This window comes from Rhodospirillales bacterium (assembly GCA_018666775.1).
In the GTDB taxonomy this organism is placed as follows: Bacteria; Pseudomonadota; Alphaproteobacteria; order SMXQ01; family SMXQ01; genus JABIXC01.
In genome coordinates this window covers 206,133-228,560 of sequence record JABIXC010000017.1, presented here as the reverse complement: position 1 = coordinate 228,560, position 22,428 = coordinate 206,133, and the positions used below count along the sequence as shown (strand labels likewise).

The 22,428-nt window shown below is 51.8% G+C and carries 21 protein-coding genes and 1 tRNA gene; 15 read left to right on the top strand and 7 right to left on the bottom strand.

The window, feature by feature from the left end:
• The first annotated feature begins 101 nt into the window (after positions 1 to 101).
• Positions 102 to 974, top strand: a complete 873-nt coding sequence (locus tag HOJ08_09070; protein MBT5673584.1) for a TauD/TfdA family dioxygenase — start codon at positions 102 to 104, stop codon at positions 972 to 974.
• Here the strand turns inward: HOJ08_09070 and HOJ08_09065 are convergent.
• The 4 genes from HOJ08_09065 to HOJ08_09050 all read right to left on the bottom strand — a co-directional run bounded on the left by HOJ08_09065 (position 949) and on the right by HOJ08_09050 (position 4,816).
• Entirely contained in the window at positions 949 to 1,713 is a 765-nt protein-coding gene (locus tag HOJ08_09065; GenBank protein ID MBT5673583.1) for an SDR family oxidoreductase, read from the bottom strand. The two genes, HOJ08_09070 and HOJ08_09065, sit on opposite strands and share 26 nt — an antisense overlap.
• 31 nt (positions 1,714 to 1,744) lie before the next feature.
• Positions 1,745 to 3,259 carry a C4-dicarboxylate ABC transporter permease gene (locus HOJ08_09060; GenBank protein MBT5673582.1) on the bottom strand — a complete coding sequence of 505 codons (1,515 nt, stop codon included), beginning with the start codon at positions 3,257 to 3,259 and terminating at the stop codon, positions 1,745 to 1,747.
• Between the two features lie 8 nt (positions 3,260 to 3,267).
• Positions 3,268 to 3,735 (bottom strand): tripartite tricarboxylate transporter TctB family protein, encoded by a 468-nt coding sequence (locus HOJ08_09055; GenBank protein ID MBT5673581.1) that lies wholly within the window; start codon positions 3,733 to 3,735, stop codon positions 3,268 to 3,270.
• 103 nt (positions 3,736 to 3,838) lie between these two features.
• Positions 3,839 to 4,816, bottom strand: coding sequence for a tripartite tricarboxylate transporter substrate binding protein (locus HOJ08_09050; protein ID MBT5673580.1), 978 nt, complete (start codon positions 4,814 to 4,816; stop codon positions 3,839 to 3,841).
• A 229-nt stretch (positions 4,817 to 5,045) separates the two neighbouring features.
• Here HOJ08_09050 and HOJ08_09045 point away from each other — a divergent pair, with 229 nt between their 5' ends.
• The 3 genes from HOJ08_09045 to HOJ08_09035 all read left to right on the top strand — a co-directional run bounded on the left by HOJ08_09045 (position 5,046) and on the right by HOJ08_09035 (position 9,274).
• Positions 5,046 to 6,407: an MmgE/PrpD family protein gene (locus HOJ08_09045; GenBank protein ID MBT5673579.1), complete on the top strand. Its 1,362-nt coding sequence runs from the start codon at positions 5,046 to 5,048 to the stop codon at positions 6,405 to 6,407.
• An 83-nt stretch (positions 6,408 to 6,490) separates the two neighbouring features.
• Positions 6,491 to 7,906, top strand: a complete 1,416-nt coding sequence (locus tag HOJ08_09040) for an MmgE/PrpD family protein (protein ID MBT5673578.1) — start codon at positions 6,491 to 6,493, stop codon at positions 7,904 to 7,906.
• Positions 7,907 to 7,909: 3 nt separating this feature from the next.
• Positions 7,910 to 9,274: an MmgE/PrpD family protein gene (locus tag HOJ08_09035; protein ID MBT5673577.1), complete on the top strand. Its 1,365-nt coding sequence runs from the start codon at positions 7,910 to 7,912 to the stop codon at positions 9,272 to 9,274.
• Here the strand turns inward: HOJ08_09035 and HOJ08_09030 are convergent.
• Positions 9,271 to 10,242, bottom strand: a complete 972-nt coding sequence (locus HOJ08_09030; protein ID MBT5673576.1) for a DUF3616 domain-containing protein — start codon at positions 10,240 to 10,242, stop codon at positions 9,271 to 9,273. The genes HOJ08_09035 and HOJ08_09030 overlap by 4 nt on opposite strands.
• A 90-nt stretch (positions 10,243 to 10,332) precedes the next feature.
• On the opposite strand from HOJ08_09030, the gene HOJ08_09025 reads away from it, so the two are divergent.
• From HOJ08_09025 to HOJ08_09015, 3 genes are all read left to right on the top strand, one after another.
• Positions 10,333 to 10,950: a class I SAM-dependent methyltransferase gene (locus HOJ08_09025; protein ID MBT5673575.1), complete on the top strand. Its 618-nt coding sequence runs from the start codon at positions 10,333 to 10,335 to the stop codon at positions 10,948 to 10,950.
• Between the two features lie 85 nt (positions 10,951 to 11,035).
• Positions 11,036 to 12,535, top strand: coding sequence for a PAS domain S-box protein (locus HOJ08_09020; GenBank protein ID MBT5673574.1), 1,500 nt, complete (start codon positions 11,036 to 11,038; stop codon positions 12,533 to 12,535).
• 51 nt (positions 12,536 to 12,586) lie between these two features.
• Entirely contained in the window at positions 12,587 to 14,569 is a 1,983-nt protein-coding gene (locus HOJ08_09015) for a PAS domain S-box protein (GenBank protein MBT5673573.1), read from the top strand.
• Positions 14,570 to 14,591: 22 nt separating this feature from the next.
• Here HOJ08_09015 and HOJ08_09010 read toward each other — a convergent pair.
• Positions 14,592 to 14,681, bottom strand: a tRNA-Ser gene (locus HOJ08_09010).
• Positions 14,682 to 14,971: 290 nt separating this feature from the next.
• On the opposite strand from HOJ08_09010, the gene HOJ08_09005 reads away from it, so the two are divergent.
• The 3 genes from HOJ08_09005 (at position 14,972) to HOJ08_08995 (ending at position 16,680) form a co-directional block, all read left to right on the top strand.
• Entirely contained in the window at positions 14,972 to 15,913 is a 942-nt protein-coding gene (locus tag HOJ08_09005; GenBank protein MBT5673572.1) for a sulfurtransferase, read from the top strand.
• Complete coding sequence (locus HOJ08_09000; protein MBT5673571.1) at positions 15,840 to 16,160, top strand: cytochrome c family protein; 321 nt, start codon at positions 15,840 to 15,842, stop codon at positions 16,158 to 16,160. Before HOJ08_09005 ends, HOJ08_09000 begins: the two co-directional genes overlap by 74 nt.
• A gap of 88 nt (positions 16,161 to 16,248) precedes the next feature.
• A complete protein-coding gene (locus tag HOJ08_08995) occupies positions 16,249 to 16,680 on the top strand; it encodes an acyl-CoA thioesterase (protein MBT5673570.1) in 432 nt (143 codons plus the stop codon).
• A gap of 7 nt (positions 16,681 to 16,687) precedes the next feature.
• On the opposite strand, the gene HOJ08_08990 is transcribed toward HOJ08_08995, so the two are convergent.
• Positions 16,688 to 17,014, bottom strand: a complete 327-nt coding sequence (locus HOJ08_08990; protein MBT5673569.1) for a hypothetical protein — start codon at positions 17,012 to 17,014, stop codon at positions 16,688 to 16,690.
• Between the two features lie 156 nt (positions 17,015 to 17,170).
• Here HOJ08_08990 and HOJ08_08985 point away from each other — a divergent pair, with 156 nt between their 5' ends.
• From HOJ08_08985 to HOJ08_08965, 5 genes are all read left to right on the top strand, one after another.
• Positions 17,171 to 18,199, top strand: coding sequence for a lytic murein transglycosylase (locus HOJ08_08985; protein ID MBT5673568.1), 1,029 nt, complete (start codon positions 17,171 to 17,173; stop codon positions 18,197 to 18,199).
• A gap of 12 nt (positions 18,200 to 18,211) precedes the next feature.
• A complete protein-coding gene (locus tag HOJ08_08980) occupies positions 18,212 to 19,228 on the top strand; it encodes a septal ring lytic transglycosylase RlpA family protein (protein MBT5673567.1) in 1,017 nt (338 codons plus the stop codon).
• A gap of 127 nt (positions 19,229 to 19,355) precedes the next feature.
• Positions 19,356 to 20,510 (top strand): D-alanyl-D-alanine carboxypeptidase, encoded by a 1,155-nt coding sequence (locus HOJ08_08975; GenBank protein MBT5673566.1) that lies wholly within the window; start codon positions 19,356 to 19,358, stop codon positions 20,508 to 20,510.
• A gap of 12 nt (positions 20,511 to 20,522) precedes the next feature.
• Positions 20,523 to 21,155 (top strand): dTMP kinase, encoded by a 633-nt coding sequence (locus HOJ08_08970; GenBank protein ID MBT5673565.1) that lies wholly within the window; start codon positions 20,523 to 20,525, stop codon positions 21,153 to 21,155.
• On the top strand, positions 21,155 to 22,408 hold the full coding sequence (locus HOJ08_08965; protein MBT5673564.1) for a DNA polymerase III subunit delta': 1,254 nt from the start codon (positions 21,155 to 21,157) through the stop codon (positions 22,406 to 22,408). Before HOJ08_08970 ends, HOJ08_08965 begins: the two co-directional genes overlap by 1 nt.
• The last annotated feature ends 20 nt before the right edge of the window (positions 22,409 to 22,428 follow it).

Genomic DNA, 22,428 nt, shown 5'->3' with positions numbered 1-22,428 from the left:
TGCATTTCGTTGACGCTCAAGATAAACCACAGAATAACCTATTGCCCCAATTTATGGTAGGCTGGAGCGTATAGATAATCTGTCAAAAGGGTGACCCGCGTATGGCCATTTCCATTCATCCCCATGATGCCGCCCTGGGTGCGGAAGTGTCCGGCATTGATTGTGCAAAGCCACTTGATGGGGATGCAATAAAAACAATCAAGGCCGCTTGGGATAAGTACCTTGTTTTAATCCTGCGTGATCAGAAACTGGATGACCCGGCACTTTTGGCTTTCAGCAAAAATTTTGGTCTTCTTGATCCGCCCGGCCCCAATCCATATGGCGAGGTTTTTTTACCCGATTTCCCTGAAATCAACGTCATTTCCAATGTCATCGAAAACGACCGGCCCATCGGCAATTTAGGCGATGGCGAAGCCGTGTGGCATGCCGACATGACCTACATCGCTTCGCCGCCAAAAGCGGCCATCCTTCATGCACTGGAAATTCCAAATGTTGGGGGCGACACCTATTTTGCCAATATGTTTGCGGCCTACGACGCACTGAGCCCAAAATTGCAGGATCAAATAGAGGGGCTGACTGCCATTCATGACGCCGCCCATAACAGTGCCGGAATGATGCGCACCGGGTACACCACCCCAGATGATATACGCGACACCCCCGGTGCCCATCACCCGCTGGTGCGACTGGACCCGGAAACAGGGCGGCGCTGTCTGTTTTTGGGCCGCCGTCCCCATGCCTATATCAACGGCCTGTCGGTGCCAGATAGCGAAACATTGCTTGATGCCCTTTGGGAACATGTCAGCCGGCCGGAATTCGCCATGGGCCATCAATGGCGGGCAGGGGATTTGCTGATGTGGCTGAACCTTGGGATTTTACACCGGCGCGACAGCTTTGATGCCGGGGCCCGGCGCATCATACATCGCACCCAGATCAAGGGTGATGAACAGATCAGGTCAGGAAACGCCCACCATTAACGTGAATGACTTGGCCGGTAATATAGGCCGATGCTGGCATGCACAGGTGGCGCACCATATCAGCGATTTCTTCGGGCAGCCCCATGCGCGGAACAAGCGCGCCGGAACGCACATCTAGATTACTGGCCGTGCCCGCACTGGCTCCCCGAACGGTATCGATCACGCCTGGAACGACGCAATTAGCCGTAATGCCGTGGCCGCCCAATTCTGCGGCCATGGCACGGGTCAAGCCAACGACCCCCATTTTGGCCGCAATCACATGGGGGCGTTCCTTGGCACCTAGATGCGCACTTAACCCACCCAGATTAACAATCCGCCCATTGCCTGCTTCTATCATGTGGGGGGCTGCTGTGCGGGACGTCAAAAAAGCCGCATCAAGAATCACGCTTGTCACCTTGCGCCATTGCTCAAGCGTAATATCAAGAAAGGGCGTGTGTGCACGAAGGGCTGCGTTATTAACAACGATGTTAAGACCCCCGAATTGATCCACCGCCGTCTGCACAAGACGCGCAACATCGTCTTCATTGGTAACATCGGCCATGCAGGCCAAGGCCTTGCCCCCGGCAGTCTCAATCATGCCAACTGTTTCACCAACCCCATCAATGTCTGTCTGGCCATTGACGACCACGGCGGCACCTTCACTGGCGAGTGCCAGAGCGATGGCCCGGCCAATATTGCGGGCAGCGCCTGTTACAATTGCCACCTGTCCATCGAGAGGACGTGCTTGATCACTTGTCACGATAAATATCCTTTAAAAATTACTGGTGTTATCAGTCGCCACGGTCCAGCGGGGTTTTGCCAATCTTACTTCGAAGATAGCCAAGACCGCGCATAAATTGTCCCCAAAATAATCCCAAAATAGTCAGCGCAAAAAAGCCAACCGCAAAGGGGCGTTCAAAGAACATCAGCCAATTGTTGTCAAAAATGATCATCGATTGAGACAGGGATTCTTCGATCAATTTCCCAAGAATCAACCCCATCACAAAGGGGGCAGGGCCAAAGCCATGGCGCAGCATGACAAAGCCAATAAGGCCCGCAATTAACATCACCCAAACATCAAACAGCGATGATGACCCTGCATAGGCACCGATCAGCGAGAAAACGAACACCGATGGCCACAGGATGGTTCTGGGAATCATGGTGATCCGGGCAAAGAATTTTGCACCCGCCAGACCAATGCCCAAGAACATGATATTCGCAAGCATCATGGCACCGAAAATGGCGTAGATAAAATGCGGGGTTTCATTCATCAAATGGGGCCCTGGGCGAAGCCCATGCATGATCAATGCGGCCAAAATGATGGCCGTGGTCCCACTACCGGGAATGCCCAGCGCCAGTGTCGGCACCATGGCCCCACCGGCTGCGGCATTGTTGGCAGCCTCAGGCCCGGCAATGCCTTCAATGGCACCTTTGCCAAATTCTTCCTTGTTTTTGGAAAACCGTTTGGCTTCGTTATAGCCCATGATGGCAGCAATGGTTGAGCCTTCGGCGGGCAGGATGCCGATGAACGTGCCAATGCCACAGCTGCGCAGGATGGTCATACGGACCTTTTTCAAATCTGCACGGCTGGGCAGGCGAACCACGACAGAGGTAATGCGTTCAAGGACGACATTGGCCGCCGTCGATTGGGTCAATAATTCTCCCATGGCAAACAAACCAATCAAGACCGGTACGAAATGCACCCCATCGGTCAGGTCAGCAACGCCAAAGGTAAAGCGTTCCACCCCGGTGGTGAGATGAATCCCGATGGTCCCGATTAAAACGCCCGCAAGGCCAGAGATCAAATTGCGCGTTGAAGATTTACCGCTGATTGATGCCAGCATGGAAAGGGCAAAAACAGCCAGCGCAAAATAATCAGCCGGCTGAAATTGATTGGCAATCTTTGCCAAAAGCGGTGTTGCCAGCAAGAAAATAACCAGGCTGAAAACCCCGCCACAAACGGAACTGACGGCCGCCATGCCAAGTGCTCGGCCGGCTTCGCCGCGTTTTGCCATTGGATAGCCATCAAAGGCCGTGGCAACTGCCGGTGGTGCGCCCGGCGCGTTGATCAAAATCGCTGTAATGGAGCCCCCAAAGGTGCCCGCACAATAAAGCGATGCCAACATGGCAATGGCCGGAATGGGTTCAAGGCCAATGGTAAATGGCAATAACAATGCCACCGCCATGGGGGAACTTAACCCCGGCAACGCCCCAATAACGACACCAACCAAAACGCCAATAAAAATTAGCATAATGTTAAACGGATCAAGAAAAATCAGGCTAAGGCCATTCAACAGCGGTTCCATTGGGTTTCCTAAAAACTAATGCCGTACAGGCCGGGCTGGAAATAAACCCTGAGCACTTGCGTGAAAATAAAGGCGATGATCAGGGGAAAAATGATTGCGTAAGGAACCAGAATTTTCCAGCGCCGTTCCCCCCACAAAAGGGGCAGGGCAGCACAAACGAAAATCATGGCAAAGAATGTTCCCACCACATAGACCGAGGCCACCACAACAGACAACAACCCGATGGTAATGAGCACCATGGATGGAATGCGGTGCAACCGGTCTGAATCCAGCCGTTCTTTGCCACCTTTGATGAACCGGTGTTCAAAAGGCAAAGACACGCTGAGCACAACAATGGACCACAGCAAAAGGCGGGGGAACCATTCAGGGGGAATGTTCTGGGTTAGAAGCGGTGAGACTTCTTCGAATTGCGTGGTCAGATAATAAAAAATGCCACAGATGATCAAGATCACAACGGTGAGCTTTAAATCCAACATATGCACAAGCGCCGAAGGGGAACGGGGAGTCTCTCCCGTTCCCGATTCAACGCTTGAACTATTCTCGTCTTGGCGAGTCACAACTTTGTTCTACGTCGCCAAATTATTTTTTCTTTTTCTTGAGCAAGCCAAGTTCTTTCAAAGCAGAATACGCATTATTATATTCGCTCTTGATATGCGCATTCCAGATCTTTGGCCCTGCAACACTCGCTTTAACCGACAGACCTGAATTGTTCAGATAAGCAGCAAAGACTTTATGCTTCATGGCTTTGATCATTCCCTTTGAAAGAATCTTGATGGCAGATTTTGGTGTGCCTTTCAAAACCCAATACCCGCGTGTGGTCGAGCCTTTTACCTTGAAACCATTTTCAAAAGTGGTGGGGACCTTTGGGTATCCGCCGAGACGTTTTTCTGACATCACAGCAAGCGCCTTGAAGGTGCCATCGTTAACCCGGTCGCCAACTTCGCTGACATTTGGAAGGGTTGCATCGATGCCGCCTGAAACAAGCGCCTGAACCATTTTGCCACCAGACCCGAAAGGCACGACTTTGTATTTGATGCCGGCTGCCTTGGCGAAGGTGGCAAGTGCTATATGTTCGGTACCACCGATTTGGGCAACGCCCCAGTTAAGGGCTTTCTTCTTTGAAGCCTTAATCAGATCAGAAAGGTTTTTGATTTTGCCTTTGCCTGAAACAACAATAAAGGTCGGATCATCCATTGCGCGGGCAATGCCTTCGACATCGCCAATCTTCAAAGGTGATTTGCCACGGGCGATTGTATAGAGATGGCTTTGGGTCAGCGCCAGAATGGTGCAGCCATCTTTGGGACGCGACAAGGCATATTGATGCGCCTTGGCACCAGAACCGCCGCGTTTGGAAACGATCTGGATGTCCTTTTTCAAATAACGCCGTGCACGAATGGACACCATGCGCGCGGTAACATCCGTACCACCGCCATAAGATGAATGAATAACCAGCTGAATGGACTTGCAAGGCAGTTTATCGGCAGCAACTGCAGCACCGATGCCACCCACAAGGGCAACACCCGCCAAAGATAAAAATGTGCGATTTAAAATATTCATAAGCCTCTCCCGTTTTTATAGTGATCATCAATGGATCACTTTTTTAAATTATGGGCTGGGAAATTCATTCCCTGAAACAAGATATGAACTTCCTGTACAGTCGGCATCATAGGCTGAAGTTCAACAGAACTGCAACTGCGAGCGAATATAAATTAGCACTATTAAAACTGGCGTATATCGGGGAAAATCGATGCAATCAGGCTCGTAAATAATAAAAAGGGCAGTAGCCATGGAGAATCCGACCAACCCCGTTGGCGACATCATGAAGCGCCTGTCCAGTTATATGGCAACCGTGTCCTCAACGGCGCTGGCAGAAGATGTTGTAGAAAAAACCAAACATCACATCTTGGACACCATGGCCGCCATGATTTCCGGGTCACGGTTAAAACCCGGCCGCCTTGCCATCGATTATGTACGCGAAGAAGGGGGGACGCCTCAGGCCTTGATTCCCGGCACCGATGTGAAAACCAGCGCTGTCAATGCTGCCCTTGCTGGTGGCATTTGCGCCCATGCCGATGAAACCGATGATTCCCATCCCCGCAGTTTCTGTCATCCCGGCTGTGCCGTGGTTCCCGCAGCCCTTGCCATGGCCATGCGTAAAAATTCAAGCGGCACTGAAATGCTGCGCGCCGTCACCTTTGGCTATGATATGGCTGCACGCATTGGTTTGGCACTGGACCCCTTGCGGTTTTACGGTGAACACCATCGTTCAACCCATTCATTCGGTGCCTTGTTTGGCGCAGCAGGTGCCGCTGGAGTTTTAGCCAAACTGAATGCGGATCAATGCCGTTGGCTGATTTCTTATACAACGCAACAGGCATCTGGCATCGCAACCTGGCCCAGAGACGAAGAACATATTGAAAAGGCCTTTGATTTTGGTGGCATGGGGGCGCGCAACGGGGTTGCAGGGGCCACCATGGTCGCTGCCGGGTTTACCGGCGTTGAAGATGTGTTTTCAGGACCCCGCAACTTTTTCGAAGCCTTAGGCGGAAACGCCGAAGAAATGTCATTGGATTTGGGAACGCGTTTTGAAATTATGGATACCCATATTAAAAAATGGTCCATCGGATCACCCGTCCAGGCGCCGCTGGCAGCACTGGAACACTTGATGGGGAAACATCATTTTGGTCCAGATGACATCGCAACGATTGAGGCCCATGTCCCGGCCATGGAGGCCGACATCACAGACAACCGCGCCATGCCCGATATCTGCCTGCAATACCTGTTTGCCGTGATGGTCATTGATGGCCGCGTTGGGTTTGAAAATTCCCATGATTACGCACGCATGGATGCCCCAGATGTGATGGCATTGAGAGGCCGCATTCAGATTATCCCAGCCCAAGACCTGCCAAGGCGCGAAGGCCGCACTGTCGTTCTAACCAAGGATGGACAACGCATGGAACACCATGTGCCCCATGTTCGCGGCACAACGATCAATCCAATGGACCGAAGCGAAGTCATGGACAAGGCCCTCGACCTCATCAATCCCATCCTGGGGGATACCAAGGCAGGCGCACTTGCCAATAAAATTATGACCCTTGAAACCTGTCCCGACATATCTGATCTGGGACCTTTAATGACAGAGACATAAAAGCAGCTTTATTTCCCTTGCGGGACAGGCAACCATTTGTTTCATTGCTTGCTACAATTTCACCCATTTAAACAGGGCACATCATGAATAAAAAAACCGAAAACACCCACGTCACAGCCGATGCCTGTGCCTTTATCGAAAGCGCACGGTTTGAAGATATTCCCGATGATGCCATCCATGTCGCGACGCGCTGTGTGCTGGATGGGCTGGGCCTGTTTGTCGCCGGAACGGCAGAGCATTCGGTTCAGATTTTGGCCGATGTTGCCGTTGATCAAGGCGGGCGCGCCGATGCGCTGGTTCTGGGAAAGGGCGATGCACGGGCACCGGCACCTCTGGCTGCCCGGGTGTTGGCCACCGCCGGTCATGCCCATGACTGGGATGACAGCCAGGTGTCGCGGGACCCGCGCCATATTTATGGATTGCTGACCCACCCAACCATTCCGCCCTTGACCGCATCCCTGATCATGGCGCAACGCATTGGCAATATCAGCGGTCGTGATTTTCTGACCGCCTTTGTGACCGGGGTTGAGGTTGAAAGCAAAATTTCTGAATGGCTGCTGACCGATCATTACCGCAAAGGGTTTCATTCATCGGCCACCGTTGGCACCTTTGGCGCGGCGGCGGCGGCGGCAAAATTATTGGGTTTAAAGGGCGATCAATTACGCCATGCCATCGGCATGGCCGCCAGTTTTGCAGCGGGGCTTCGCTGTAATTTCGGCACCATGACCAAACCCTTGCATGTTGGCCGCGCCGCAGAAAATGGAATCACCGCAGCCCTTTTGGCCGAACGGGGCTTTGATGCAGATCCCGAAGCACTGGATGGGCCATGGGGTTTCGCACAAGTCACCACCGGGGGGTTTTATCCAGAAAAACTATCTCAGGGTTTTGGCAAAACATGGTCCATCATTGATCCGGGTGTTTCCATCAAGCCATACCCATCGGGTATTGTGACCCACCAATCCATGGATGCCATGGCCCGTCTTGTGAAGGCCAATGACGTGAAGCCAGACCAGGTTGAAAGCATCCGCTTTTTTGCAGGTTCCAATATCCTAGACCCCATTCGCTATCCGATTGCCGCCAATCATCTTCAAGCAAAATTTTCAATGGCCGGTTTGTTGGCCATGGTTGTCATTGCCCGACGCGCCGGGCGGGCAGAATTTACAGACGAATTTGTTGGCGGCACGCAAATGCAAGACATGCAACGGCGCATCACCTGCGAACTGGACCCCGAAATCGAAGCCAAAGGCATGGATGTCATTCGTTCCCGAATTGAGATCACCACCAAATCCGGGGACTGTTTTGTGGAACATGCCGATGAACGCTATCGCGGCGGCCCAGATTTTCCGATGACCGACGCAGAATTAGAAGAAAAAACCGCAGCCTGCGTCGCCGGCATCTTTGACGACAACCAAAAAGACACCCTGATCAAAGCAGCCTGGGGCATCAAAGACGCATCCGATGCAGCGATGCTTGCCGATGTCATAAAGCTGGATCAATAAACCATGACCAGTGTTTCAGAAAAATTTGGCGAATGGCTTGAAGGCCTTGAAGCAGCATCCATTCCCGAAGCCCCAACCAACGGTGCCATCGATACCTTGATCGACACCGCTGGTCTGTCTTTTGCCGCACGCGATACCGATTACATGCAGGCATTGGTTAAAGGATGGGAATCAGGTGAGGGCAAAGCAACCGTTCTGGGACACGCAGGGGGATTTGATGCCATCACCGCCGCCATGATAAACGGCACCGCCGCCCATGGCGAAGATTTTGATAATTCATACGAAGGCTGCCCTGTGCATTCCGGGGCCGTGATCGTGCCCGCCGTATTAGCCATCGCCGAAGCACGGGGCTTAACCGGTGAGCGCGCCTTTACAGGGATTGTGGCAGGCATTGAAATAATGTGCCGCATGGGCCAGATCACAGGCACCGGTGCCCATAAGGCAGGGTTTCACCCAACGGCCATCATTGGCACCATGGCAGCAGCCGGGGCCGTTGGCGTCGCCCTTGGCCAAAACCGCGACCAAATTGCCAATGGCTTTGGCTTGGCCGGTTCCATGGCCGCTGGAATCATTGAATATCTGGCAGATGGGTCCTGGACCAAACGCATGCATGCTGGATGGGCGGCACAGTCGGGCATTCGCGCCGCCACCATGGCTGAGGCCGGGTTTATAGGCCCCAAAACCGTCTTTGAAGGCACCCACGGCTTTTACACGGCATTCGCACCCTCTATCGAGCCCGATTTTGACGTGCTGGTGTCTGATCTGGGCCAGCGCTGGGAGGCGGCAAACCTTTCTTTCAAGCCCTATGCCTGCGGCACGATGTGCCAACCCTATGTCGATTGTGCCATTCGCATGCGCGATCAAATCACCGATATCGATGCCATTGCCTCAATTTCATGCAAAGTAGGTGAGGGCACCGTTCACCGCCTGTGGGCACCACTTGAATTAAAGCAAAACCCGCCCACGGGGTATGGGGCAAAGTTTTCAGGGCCTTATTGTCTGGCCATTGGATTGATCGATGGCGATGCCGGGTTGGCACAATTTTCGGAAGAAAAAATTCACGGCAAACAGGTTTTGGAACTGGCTTCAAAAATTGCGTACGACGTTGATCCTGATAACGAATACCCCGCAAATTACACCGGGCACATGGAAATAACCCTGAAAGACGGTACTACCATGACCGAATTCCAGCCCTACTTGCGCGGGGGCACCAAAGAACCGCTGGGCAGAGACGCGATCATCGATAAATGCCATGCCAACCTTTCCTTTGGTGGCATGGCCAATGATCGAATTTCAGGCTTCATCGAAACCTTTGAAACCCTGGCCCTACAATCTGATCTTTCAGCCCTACGGGCGTTTCGGGGCTAATTTTGGGCTAAAGGGGTTACCGCTATGGCCCGGAATCGCTTGTCCTCAATGGATTTGCATTTCGAACCATCGATCCTTCTGGTGCCGTCATCGCTTAAAACCTGAATTCCGGCCCCAATACCTGCCTTTGTGACATAAAGCGCTTCAGGGTTAAGGTCCCCAAAATCGACACCGCTATCTATGGGGTCAAACCCGTCTTTCAGGGTGAACAACCGAGATTTTTCGCCCCCATCACGGGGGCCAGCAATGATCCATAGGGTATCACCGACCCGATCCATGCTGCGAATGCCCAGACCGCCCAAAGACAGCTCCCGGACCGCGCCAATGATGGGCTTTTTTCCAAAAATAATGCCGTCAGGGTTCTTTAAGGCAACAACCAAGGCCTTACCACCGGGCAACGGGTTTCTGAACCCAATCAGCAACCCGCCGTCTTTTGAAGCGGCCAAGCCTTCAATGTTGAGCCCCCCATGGTCTTTTGGGGCAATCTGTGCGGCATATGCCAGATCATATTTTTTCAAACGCGGTTCTGCTGCCAGATCATCGAGAAGATCAACATAAACCTGTCCCTGGGGCGTGATCACTGGGTGGCCGTCTTTAAATCCCAAATTTGTTGCAAAAAACCGATGCCGTCCGGGGCGATCCTTGCCATTCTTGTTGGCACCATGGGATGTGATCCAGTATGCCCGATTGCCAATTCTGGCTGCCCCCTCAAGGTCCATTTCCGGGCGTTTGTGGTTGGCTTTCGCAAAATCGTCCAAATTGTAAGCCAAGACCGATTTCACCACCCCGCGTTTGTAAACCCGCAGGGTGTTTTCTTCATCATTGGCCACAACGAAATGGTCCATCCCCATCGCAATCGCCGCCGATGCGTCACAGATTTCATGGTATTCACCCTGTTTCATGACAGATGACGCCAAAAGCGCCCCCGGGCATAACAAGACCACAACCAAAAACATGGCCAAAACCATGGCCAGTTTCCGGGCTGAGTTGCTAACATAAGAAAACATAATGATCTGAATATCAGGGTTCTGATAAATTCGGGTTAAAAAAAGGGGCCAATGGCAGACAATAACAAAAAACTCGACCCAACAGGCCTGAACTGTGATTTCATCACAGGCCCCGTTGCACACCGGTTTAAATACGGTGGCGGGCGTGGACAGGCCTTGGCACGCGCGGTTGGGCTGAAAGATGGCAAAACGCCCAAAATTGTCGATGCTACGGCCGGGTTAGGCCATGATGGCTTTTTACTGGCATCCCTTGGTGCCAAGGTCACCTTGATTGAACGCTCGGACCAGATGCATGCACTGCTCGTTGCGGGGATGGCCGAGGCTGCCTTGGCTGGTGGCCCTGTTGCAGACGTGATTGCGCGGATGACTCTGATCAAAGGGGATGCCAAAGACCTTTTGGCAGATATGGCGCCCGAAGTCATTCTTGTGGACCCCATGCATCCACCCCGAAAAAAATCGGCACTGGTTAAGAAAGAAATGGTCTTGTTGCGCCAAATCGTTGGCAATGATGAAGACAGCATTGAATTGATGAAGGCGGCCCTTAATGCCGCCAAAAATCGCGTTGTTCTGAAATGGCCCCGCAGCGCGGATCCAATGCCTGAAATCCCCCCCCCATCGCATCAAATTTTAGGAAAATCCACCCGTTATGATGTGTTTATGAAGCCTTGAAACCTTGATCACAAGGCCAATGCATGGTCTAAAACTGACCATAAGATACATTTATAAAATCTGTTTTCTTGGAAAAGTTACCTTAATGGCCCCCAGTAAAAAGACCCCAACGGATTGTCATCCCCTTAATCGTACCCAGACAGATGATACCAAAAGGACATCAGGGGGCACCCTGCCATCCCCGGTCGGGAGACGCATAAGCGATCATCTTTTACATGGCATTCTGGATAACGTCGTTGATGGTGTCATCACCATTGATGAACAGGGGATGGTTCAATCGTTTAATGCATCGTCTGAAGAAATGTTCGGCTACCAATCCGAAGACGTGATTGGCAATAACGTGGCCATGTTAATGGAACACGATCATGCATCCCAACATGATGGTTATTTGAATAATTACCTGAAAACGGGCATCGGTAAAATCCTTGGTGTTGGTTCCCGTGAAGTCATGGGTAAGCGAAAAAATGGATCGCTTTTTCCCATCGATCTTGCTGTCAGTGAAATGCAATTGCAAGATAGGCACCTGTTTATTGGCACCATTCGTGACATTACGCGACGCAAAGAAAAAGAACGCGTTTATTCAGATAAGGCCATCCTTCTGGAAACCGCGCTTGAAAACATGGGCCACGGTTTTTGTATCTATGATGCAGACCTGAAGCTTCAGTCCTTTAACCAAAAATACATTGATCTTTATAAATTTCCCCCTGATTTTATTCAGACCGGGACGGACCTTGAAACAGTGGTGCGCCATCACGGGGAAAATGGATTATTGGGTGATGATCCGGAGCAGATAGAAGCCACCGTGCAAGAGCGCTTGAAAAGCGTCCGAATGGACTTGGTCAAAAACGTTGAAAATTCCCTCCCCGACGGCACCCATTATATATATTCCAGAACCCCCATGCCCGGTGGGGGCTTCATTGCAACCTTCACCGACATCACCGAACGCAAACAGGCAGAACAGAAAGCAGCAGAAAGCGCTGCGTTGTCACGCGCGGCTATTGGCAATATGGCTCAGGCATTTTGCATCTTTGATGGCAATGGTTATTTGATAAATCACAATGAACAATTCACCAAATTATTCGATTTACCCCCTGATTTGCTGGTCTCAGGAATCACCTTTGAAGACATCGGTCGCTTCCGTGCAGAACGTGGCGATTATGGTGAAGGGGATGTGGATACTTTAACAAAAGAGGCCATGACCAGATTTGCCAACCCCAACATGCGCACCCGGGAGCACACACAACTCAATGGGGTTGTTTATGTCCACCATCGTGAGCCAATGCCAGGGGGAGGCTGGGTTCAAACCTATACAGACATAACAGAGCGAAAGAAAATAGAGCAAGCGTTGCAGGAAAGTGAAGAACGATTCCGCAGTGCATTCCAAAATTCTTCCGTTGGGATGATGGTCAGGAACCCAGATGACAGAACCATTATCACCAATGATGCCATGTATAAAATCACCGGCTATTCCCACGATGAAATGGAAACATTAAATCTTCGAAAAATCCTGCACCCCGATGATCAGGCTATAAATGAACGCCTCCGCAATAAACTTATAAGCGGGGAGCTAGACAGCATCCAATAAACCAGACGCATCATTCGCAAGGATGGGGCCATTGCCTGGGTCAATAATGAAATGTCCGCCGTAAGAAGTGACAATGGCCAATTGGAACACTTGATCAGTTTGTTTCAAGATATCACTGAGCGCAAAATTGCGGAACAGGCATTACAGGAAAGTGAAGAACGCATCCGAAGGGTTTTTGAAAAATCCGGCGTTGGCATCATGATCAGAACCCGTCGGGATCGATCCCTTGCTATTAATGATGCGGCTTTGAATATGTTGGGCTATTCCGTAGCCGAAATGGAATCCACTCACCTGAGGGACATTACACTTCCTGAAGACCGGGAAAAACATAATGATGAACGCGATTTGCTTTTGGCCGGCAAGATGGATACGCGACAAGTTATCAAACGCTACATCCAAAAATCCGGAAAAATCATTTGGCTGGTCACGGATGCCATGGCCGTAAGAGACAGCGAAGGCACTTTGATCGAAACCGTCAATCTGTTCCAGGACATTACCGCCAGCAAATTGGCGGAACAGGAATCAGAAGAAAAATCACAACTCATCAATGTCACCTTCGAAAGCATGATCCAGGGTGTCGCTGTTTTTGATAAAAACCATGATTTGATCGCCTTCAATCCTCAGTATTGCGAAATACTGGGGCTTCCTGCTGACTTCCTCAGCATCGGTATGGACCGTCGGGAAATTCTTCTAAAGCGGATGGAACTGGGACACTTTGAAGATGAATTTAAAGAACAATTGGTGGAAGAAAGGCTGAATGCCCCTGTGCTGAAAAGCAGCGTTGAACGAACCCTTCCCAATGGGCGCACCTTTACCTTTAACCGGATGCCCAGAACCGGTGGTGGATATATTGCTACAGTAACAGACACCACCGATCAACGCGCAGCAGAGCGGCAACTGCAGCAAGCCCAGAAGATGGAAACGGTCGGGCAACTGACGGGGGGCATCGCCCATGATTTCAACAATCTTTTGGCGGTCAGCATTGGCAACATCGAATTGGCAGAGGAAGCCGCCCAGAACGGAAATGATGTTCTCCCGTACCTTGCCACGGTTATGCGTGCCAGTGAACGCGGCGCGGCATTGACCAATCAACTGTTGGCATTTTCCCGCAAACAAACACTCTTCCCAAAAATCATCATGGCCGGACAACTGCTGGGTGGCATGACCAGACTGCTGCACAGCGCATTGGGGGCAACAGTCGAGATTAAGGTTTTGGGGAATGATGATCTATGGCACTGCAAAGTGGACCCCCATCAATTGGAAAGTGCCATCCTGAACCTTGCTCTTAATGCACGCGACGCCATGACCGATGGCGGAACGCTTACCATCGAATTTCAAAATATTACCCTTGATGATGATATGGCTGCACCAGAAACTGAATTAAAGGCAGGGGAATACGTGATGGTCTCGGTCAATGATACCGGACACGGGATGTCGAAGGACGTCCTTGATCATGTCTTCGATCCATTTTTTACCACCAAAGAAATTGGCAAGGGCAGTGGGCTTGGCCTGTCTATGGTCTATGGCTTCGTCAATCAATCTGGTGGCCATGTGAACATTGATAGCGAGATTGGCAAGGGAACGACCATAAAATTATATTTGCCACGGTGTTATCCGCCGGAACAACCAGTGACCGCACCAGATAAAATTGATCTTCCCGTTGCCAATGGCGAAACCATTTTGGTCGTCGAAGACGATGACGATATCCGGGCAATTGCCGCCACCCTGTTAGAAAGCCTGAACTATAAAATACTTATGGCGCCAGATGGAAATGCCGCCCTGTCCATACTAAAGACAGTGCCCAGGGTTGACCTGTTATTTACCGATGTGATTTTGCCAAGCGGGACAAGCGGCCCGAAAATTGCTGCCGAAGCAAAGAAACAGAACCCCGCCGTCAAGGTGCTTTACACCTCAGGCTATTCCCAACTTGCGGCCCTTGATCAAATCGAACTTGGTGAGAACAAATTAATCGAAAAACCATACCGAAAGTCAGACCTTGCTCGAATGGTTCGCCAAGTCCTCGATCAGGACTAAAATCAGGCACTGGCTGAAAAAATGGCGGTCGGGGAGGGATTCGAACCCTCGAAACGCTTGCACGTTTGCTGGTTTTCAAGACCAGTGCATTCAACCACTCTGCCACCCGACCAACCTGATGGGCGATATAGCACACCGTTGGGGGACATAGGGGTAAAAATCTCTCTTAAACCAACTCAAAACGAGTATAAAAAGCGTCATTATTGAGATATGAGCAGATCGATCTTTGGCATTGCTTATTTAATTACATATTTTATAATGTGAAATATTATATTTAACTTTTTTTTTGTGTATTTATCGCGTCATGCAGCATGTTATTTATTTAAAGGGTATACCTTGGTAAAAATTCAAATCTTGATAAGGGCAACATTGGTTGCAGCCTTACTATGGGTAGGCGCATCAATGCAGGTTCAGGCGAATGGGACTTATGGCCATAAAATCCGGCCATTGGTCGATGCTGCCTGGATCAAGGCCAATACGAAGAAACCCGGCATCCGCATGCTCGATATTCGCATCGGCGCACAGAAGTCTTATGAAAATGGGCATATCCCCGGTTCCGTCTATACCGATTACCTGAAAAATCGCTGGCGCATCAAAAATGCGGCTGGCGTCCCCGGCATGTTGCCCGATATCAAATCACTGGAAACCGTGATCGGAACATTGGGCATTGATAACAATACCCATGTTGTTTTGATCCCAGCTGGCGACGATGCACTGGAAATGGGTGGGGCAACGCGGCTCTATTGGATATTCAAGCTCTTGGGCCATGACAAGGTATCGATCCTGAACGGTGGCCTGAAGGCCTATGTCAAGGCAGGCTATGACATGGACTGGGATATCGAAACCCCGGACCATAAAATATTCAAGGCACATTACAGGCCTGAACTATTGGCGACGAAAGCAGATGTTGTTGCCGCGCGAAAACAGGGCATTCCCCTTGTCGATAATCGGCCTATACAAGAATATAGGGGCATGTGGAAAAATCCCCAAATCACAAAGCCCGGCACCATAAAAGGGGCCCGCCATGTGCCAGCGACAAAAATAACCATCAAAAATGGTGGGTATTTCCAAAACCGGGCGGCATTAAAAAAGCTGTACCAAAAAGCCGGTGTGAAGACAGACGGTGCGCAAATCGTCTTTTGCAATACAGGCCACTGGGCATCCATCGGCTGGTTCGTCGCCTCTGAAATTTTAGGCAATAAATCAGTGCGCCTTTACGATGGTTCTCTGGCCGAATGGAGCCGAGACAAAACCCCAAATGGTGAAAAAAATGTCTGGGGATATCAAACGTGGAAAGCGCGTCTTTGCAAAATGCAAAGCCTGCCATATCACGAAGAAAGATGAAGGCAACAGTGCCGGGCCTAATCTTTATGGCATGTTCGGCAGGCAGGCGGGCAGGGCAGAAGATTTTCGGTATTCCCCTGCCATGAAAAAATCAAACCTGATCTGGACAGAAGCAAATGTGCAAAAATTTATTGCCGGTCCTCTTTTGATGATGCCCGGCACCCGCATGGATTTTCGCGGCATTTCCAGTGCTGAAGATCGCGATGCCCTGATCGCCTATTTGCGGTCTGTCACCACAGGTCAATAACCGGTGCAATAATGGCAATAGCTTTTTAAATCGGGCAGGAGATTGTAAGATGTCTCCAAGTCACACCCCTTTTAAGGAGCATTCAAGCGTGAGCACAGATAACTGGATGGAAACCAACCGCGCCGTCGTCTTTCCCTGGCATTGCGATCATTTTGGACACATGAACGTGCGCTGGTATGCGCCGATTTTTGATGATGCCGGGTTTCATCTCTGGACCCGGTTGGGTTTCACCCATGAAGCCATGAAGGAAAGCGGCATTGTGTCCGTGGTGGCCCGGGCCTGCACCGATTTCATCCACGAAACCCGCGCCGGTGACATGCTGAAGGTCAAAAGTGGCTTCACCAAGGTTGGCAACAAAAGCTTCACCTATATCCAGCATCTGGAACATGCCGAAACCGGTGTTCTTTGCGCAAAGCAAGAAGCGGTGGAGGTGTTCTTTGATTTGAACACGCGCCAAGCCGTCCCCATGCCCGAAGACATCCGGGAAAAGATGTCTAATACTTTGGTCGATGTAACCTAGAAGGGGTTTACGCCTCGCAGGCTTCAAACCGACTGCGTTGCCAGGGAATGATCGTTGGGCTGCGTTGGCCTTCGCGGCAATAGGGCTCCAATGCCGCCGTCGCTTCGGCATCGGCAACAGAATCTGCGCGAATGATGATGATGCCACCGCCATAGCGTTTGCCGGTTTCATCCTTTGTGGCCCCAGACCCCATCAACCGGCCCTTGTCTGCCAAATCCTGAAGATAGGCATGATGGGCTTCGGCCAGTGCCTCTGCATTGAGGTTGGTCGCAGCGGGGTTATCCAGAATTTTTGACATAAAGACATAAAATTGTTCGACTCTTCGTTCTGCCATGGTTTGGGCCTCCTCAGTTTATTTTTTATTGGCTATTATTTTACGACACGCGCGAATGCGTGACAAGACGCCCCCACAGGTGCCCCTCGTGCCTTGCTCTTGTCGTTTTTGCGTGGGATAAGGGCAGATCACCCACGAATGATCCAAGGTGGATACATGCCCAAGATTCTTACCGCTGTTTTTGCCCTGTTGGCCCTTTTACTGGTCCCCCATACGCTGCGCGCAGAAGTGCCTTTTGATGACTGGCTGAAAGGCGTTCATGCAGAGGCCGTGCAACGGGGCATTTCCAAAGCAACCCTGGATGCCGCATTGACTGGCCTTATCCCGATCAAGCGGGTGATTCAGCTGGATCGGAAACAACCGGAATTCACCCAAACGTTCCACCAATACCTGAATGCACGGGTTAGCAAATGGCGCGTCAACACCGGCCGGGCACGGTATGGCAAACATGCAACCCTTTTGAAAGAGGTCGGAAAAGTCTATGGCGTCCAGCCGCGTTTCGTGGTTGCCCTTTGGGGCATTGAAACCAGCTTTGGGCGTGCCATGGGGTCTTTTTCTGTTGTACGCGCGCTGGCGACGCTGGCCCATGATGGCAGGCGATCCAGATATTTTCGAAAAGAACTGTTTAACGCGCTGACCATCATTGATGAGGGCCATATCAGTGCTAAAAAAATGAAAGGCTCCTGGGCCGGGGCCATGGGCCAAAACCAGTTTATGCCGTCCAGTTTTCTGGCCTATGCGGTGGATTACAACAAAGATGGCAAGCGCGACATCTGGGGAACCATTGATGATGTGTTCGCATCCGCTGCCAATTACCTGAAACGGGCAGGCTGGCGCGCGGACCAAACCTGGGGGCGGGAAGTGCGTCTTCCGGCAGGATTTGAAAAAAACATTCCAGCCTTGATGAACATCAAACGAAAACGGGGTTGTCGGGCATTGAAAAAACTATCGGCCCGCAAAACCCTTCCCCAATGGCAGGCCATGGGAATTCGTCGCATGGATGGCCGTGATTTGCCCGCCCGGAACCTGAAGGCCTCTCTGGTGTTGCCCGATGGGCCGCCATACAGCGAAAAAAGCACCGCATTTCTGGTTTACAGGAATTTCAGGGCCACTTTGCGGTGGAATTGCTCGATTGCCTTTGCCGCAGCTGTCGGGACCCTTGCCGATCGCATAAGAGGTCGATAAACTCCCATATTTATGACCTTCGGCCAAAGCAACCACAATATGATGCGTTTTGCCCACCAATTGAGCCTTTTGTTTGTTACTGCATTCGTGCTTGGAGCATGTGCGGAGACCCAACTTGTCGTCCATGCGGCAAAAACCTGGGGCCGCGACAAAAGCAAGGATGCTGCTGTCAAATACAAGATTGGCAATCCCTACCAGATCAAAGGGGTCTGGTATTATCCAGCGGTCAATTACAGCTATGTCGAAACCGGGATTGCGTCCTGGTATGGCCCCAACTTCAACAAACGCCCCACGGCCAACGGCGAATTATTCGATATGAACAAGGTTTCCGCTGCCCACAGAACCCTTCCTTTGCCAAGCATGGTTCAGGTTACCAATCTGGAAAATGGCCGTTCCATCCGGGTTCGGGTTAATGATCGGGGGCCCTTTGCCCATAGCCGCATTATTGATATGTCGCGGCGCGGCGCACAGCTTCTGGGCTTTTCACGCAAAGGAACAACCAGGGTTCGGGTTCGGGTTCTCGCCGATGAAAGCCGCCAAATGGCAGCCCTTTCCGGCGCGAGACAGCTTGCCCGGGCAGGGGACATCCGGACCATGCCAAAACCCGATTCATCCGATACCCCCCCCGTTGTCCCAGCCCCCAGAGGGGTTGTTACCAAAGAGGCATTGGAAGGGGCCCCCAAACCAACCACTGTCAAACTGGCCCGGGCTGGAAAGCCAAAGCCCGGATCGTGGCAAATTCAGCGGCCAAAGAAGCTGCCCTCTGAGACAAAGGTCATTCAGGGGCCCGTTGAAAAGACGACCATGTATATTCAGGCGGGCGCCTTTACAGAATTTTTCAATGCCAACCGCCTGAAACGTCGCCTTTCTTCCTTTGGCAACACGGTCATTACCGGGGTCGTGCTTGGGGATCAAAATCTTTATCGGGTCAGGGTTGGCCCCATCGATAACCTTGCCAAGGCCGATGGCCTTTTGGAGAAAATTATCAATACCGGGGTTCCCGGAGCCAGAATCACCCTTGAACGTTAAAAGGCGTCATAATTTCGGCCCTTTTGAGGGTCATGTTTCTTGCAAAATTTGCTACAAACAAGACACCGATTCGCACACTGTCCGAAGGATAAGCCCCCGAATGAAGCCCCCCGCTAAACATTGGCCCATGGCCCTCTGTCTCATTGCTGCCCTTGCTTTGCTGATCCTCCCCATTGGCAATGGGGCCACAGGAGCCAGAGAAGCAAGTGCGGCAACGATCAAAACGCTGGCCAAACAGGCCATCTTGCTTGATGCCGAAACCGGGACGGTCTTGTTACAAAAAAATGCCGATCAACGGGTACCGCCATCTTCCATGAGCAAGATGATGACAGTTTACATGCTGTTTGAAAGACTCAAAGAAGGGTCGCTCAACATGGACGACACTTTTCTGATCAGCAAAAAAGCCTGGAAAAAAGGCGGTTCAAAAATGTGGGTAGAAGTGGGCAAACGCATCCGCATCCGTGATTTGTTGCGGGGCATTATTGTTCAATCAGGGAACGATGCCTCCATCGCCGTTGCCGAGGGACTGGCGGGGGATGAAACCAGTTTTGCCGAATTGGTCAATGCAAAGGCCGCCGAAATTGGCCTGAACAACAGCACCTTCAAGAATGCTTCGGGCTGGCCAGAAGAAGGCCACATGATGACGGTTCGCGATATTGCCAAACTTTCCCTTTTGACCATCAACAATTTTCCAGAGCTTTATAAAATCTATTCAGAAAAATCCTTCCGTTACCACAACATCCGCCAACCCAATCGTAACCCCATCTTGTTTGGTACCGATGGCGGCGATGGGTTGAAGACCGGCCACACAGAAGCGGCAGGGTACGGGCTTGCAGGATCGGCCATCCGCAAGGGACAACGCCTGATTTTGGTGGTGAACGGTCTGCCCAGTCAAAGATCGCGGACCGTAGAATCCCGCCGTCTAATCGAATGGGGGTTTCGTGAATTCCGCAATTTCACCCTGTTTGCCAAAGGCGAAGCGGTTGAACAGGCCGCAGTTTGGTTGGGCAAAGACAAAACGGTGCCTTTGGTGCTGGATGAAAAGCTGACCATCACCCTGCCACGGCGCGCGCGCTATAACGCAAAGGTAAAAGTCGTCTATACTGGCCCCATTGCGGCACCCATCAAAAAGGGCACCGTGATTGCCAAACTGGTGATCAGTGCCCCCAATGTTCCGGTGACAGAATTTCCGCTCAAAGCCGGGCGTACCGTTGAACGTCTTGGTTTTGCCGGGCGCATTTCCGCCAGCCTGCGTCATCTTCTGTGGGGCAACCTGAAATAAGAGGGCCTGTTTGTGGGAAACGGAAAATTCATCACCCTGGAAGGCGGAGAAGGCAGCGGCAAATCGACCCAGGTGGGATTGCTTGCCCGTTTTCTGGAATCCCGCGACATCACCGTCACGCTCACCCGGGAACCCGGTGGATCAGATGGGGCCGAACAAATCCGCAGCCTTCTGGTTGAAGGCGAACCCGGGCGCTGGTCGCCATTAAGCGAAGCCATGCTCCATTCCGCAGCCCGTGCTGACCATGTCGAACGCCTGATCGCGCCCGCATTGGCGCGCGGAGACTGGGTTATCTGTGACCGGTTCATCGATTCAACCATGGCCTATCAAGGCTTTGGGCACGGGCTTGATTTTAAAACCATTGAGGCCCTCAATGAATATTCATGTGGCACCATCCGCCCCGATATCACCTTGATCCTTGATCTGGCGGTCGAAGACGGGCTGGCCCGAGCCAAAAGTCGCCAGCACAATGATACAGAAGACCGATATGAGCGCATGGAGATCGACTTCCACAGGCGCTTGCGTGACGGCTATCTGGAAATTGCCAAAAGCAATCCTGATCGGTGCGTTATCATCGATGCCACCAAAGACGTCGAAGCCGTGTCTGAAGCCATCCAACAGGCAATTTTGGCAAAGGGTCTGTGATGGCAAAAAGGCCCAAAAAAGAAGTCCCCGATGTTGATGACACGCCCCTATACCCCGACCCCAGAAACAACCCGGACCTGATTGGCTTTGAAGCCATTGAACGACAGATCGCAGACACCGTCGAAGCAGGGCGCATCCACCATGCGTGGCTGATCAGCGGCCCAAAGGGCATTGGCAAAGCAACGCTTGCCTATCGGTTCGCCCGCCATCTTCTGGCCCAAACCGGCGCTGGCATGGAAATGGCGGGAGCACAGGGCGCTTCAGGGGCTGCGGGGGCAGGGGATCCAAACGAAGGCATGAGTCTGTTTGGTGAATTGCCGACAGAAACCACAGAAGCCGCCAATGTCGCTGAGGCAGAACCAGATTCCGGGTTTGAAAAAGCAGGCGGTGATCTATGGCTTGATCCCGCCACCACCTTGTTCCGGCGCATCGCTGCCAATGGCCATGCCGATTTTATGACGGTGGAACGCGGCTATGACGAAAAGACCAAAAAAAGACGCACAGCCATTATCATCGATGATATCCGCCGGGTTTCAGATTTTCTGTCCCTGACCGCCGCCGAAGGCGGGTGGCGGGTGGTCATTGTCGATGGTGCCGAAGACATGAATCGCAATGCCGCCAACGCCTTGCTAAAAACCCTCGAAGAACCGCCCAAAAAAGTCATTTTGTTGCTGATCAGCCATGCCCCGGGCAGGCTTTTGCCAACCATCCGTTCCCGGTGCCGCAAACTGGCACTGAACCCCCTTGATGATGCCCACGTGGTAGAGCTGATCGGCCGTTACCGGCCAGATATCAGCAATTCTGATGCTCAATTATTGGGAACCATCGCTGAAGGGTCCATCGGCAGGGCTTTGCAATTGGCCGATGCCGGGGGCGTGGCGCTTTATGGGGAACTGGTAAACCTGTTATCAGGCCTGCCGGACCTTGATGGCCCCCGTTTGCACACCGCCACTGAGCTTATCGCCAGAACCCGTGGGGAAAGTGGCGGATTTGAAGCCTTTGACGTCTTTACAGACCTTCTGGGGTGGTGGATCACCCAATTGGTTCGAATGCGCGCAGTCGGTTCCCCCCCTCAAGGTCTTGTTTCCGGTGAAGCCGAGATTATGGCGCGTCTTGGGGCAACAGGCAGCCTTGATCAATGGGTCGAGGTATGGGAAAAGATCACCCACCTGTTTTCCCGTGCGGGTGCCGTTAATCTTGACCGCAAACAGGTGCTGCTCAACGCATTCTTTGCCATAAGCAAAATCGCCTGAAACGACCCATATTTGACACC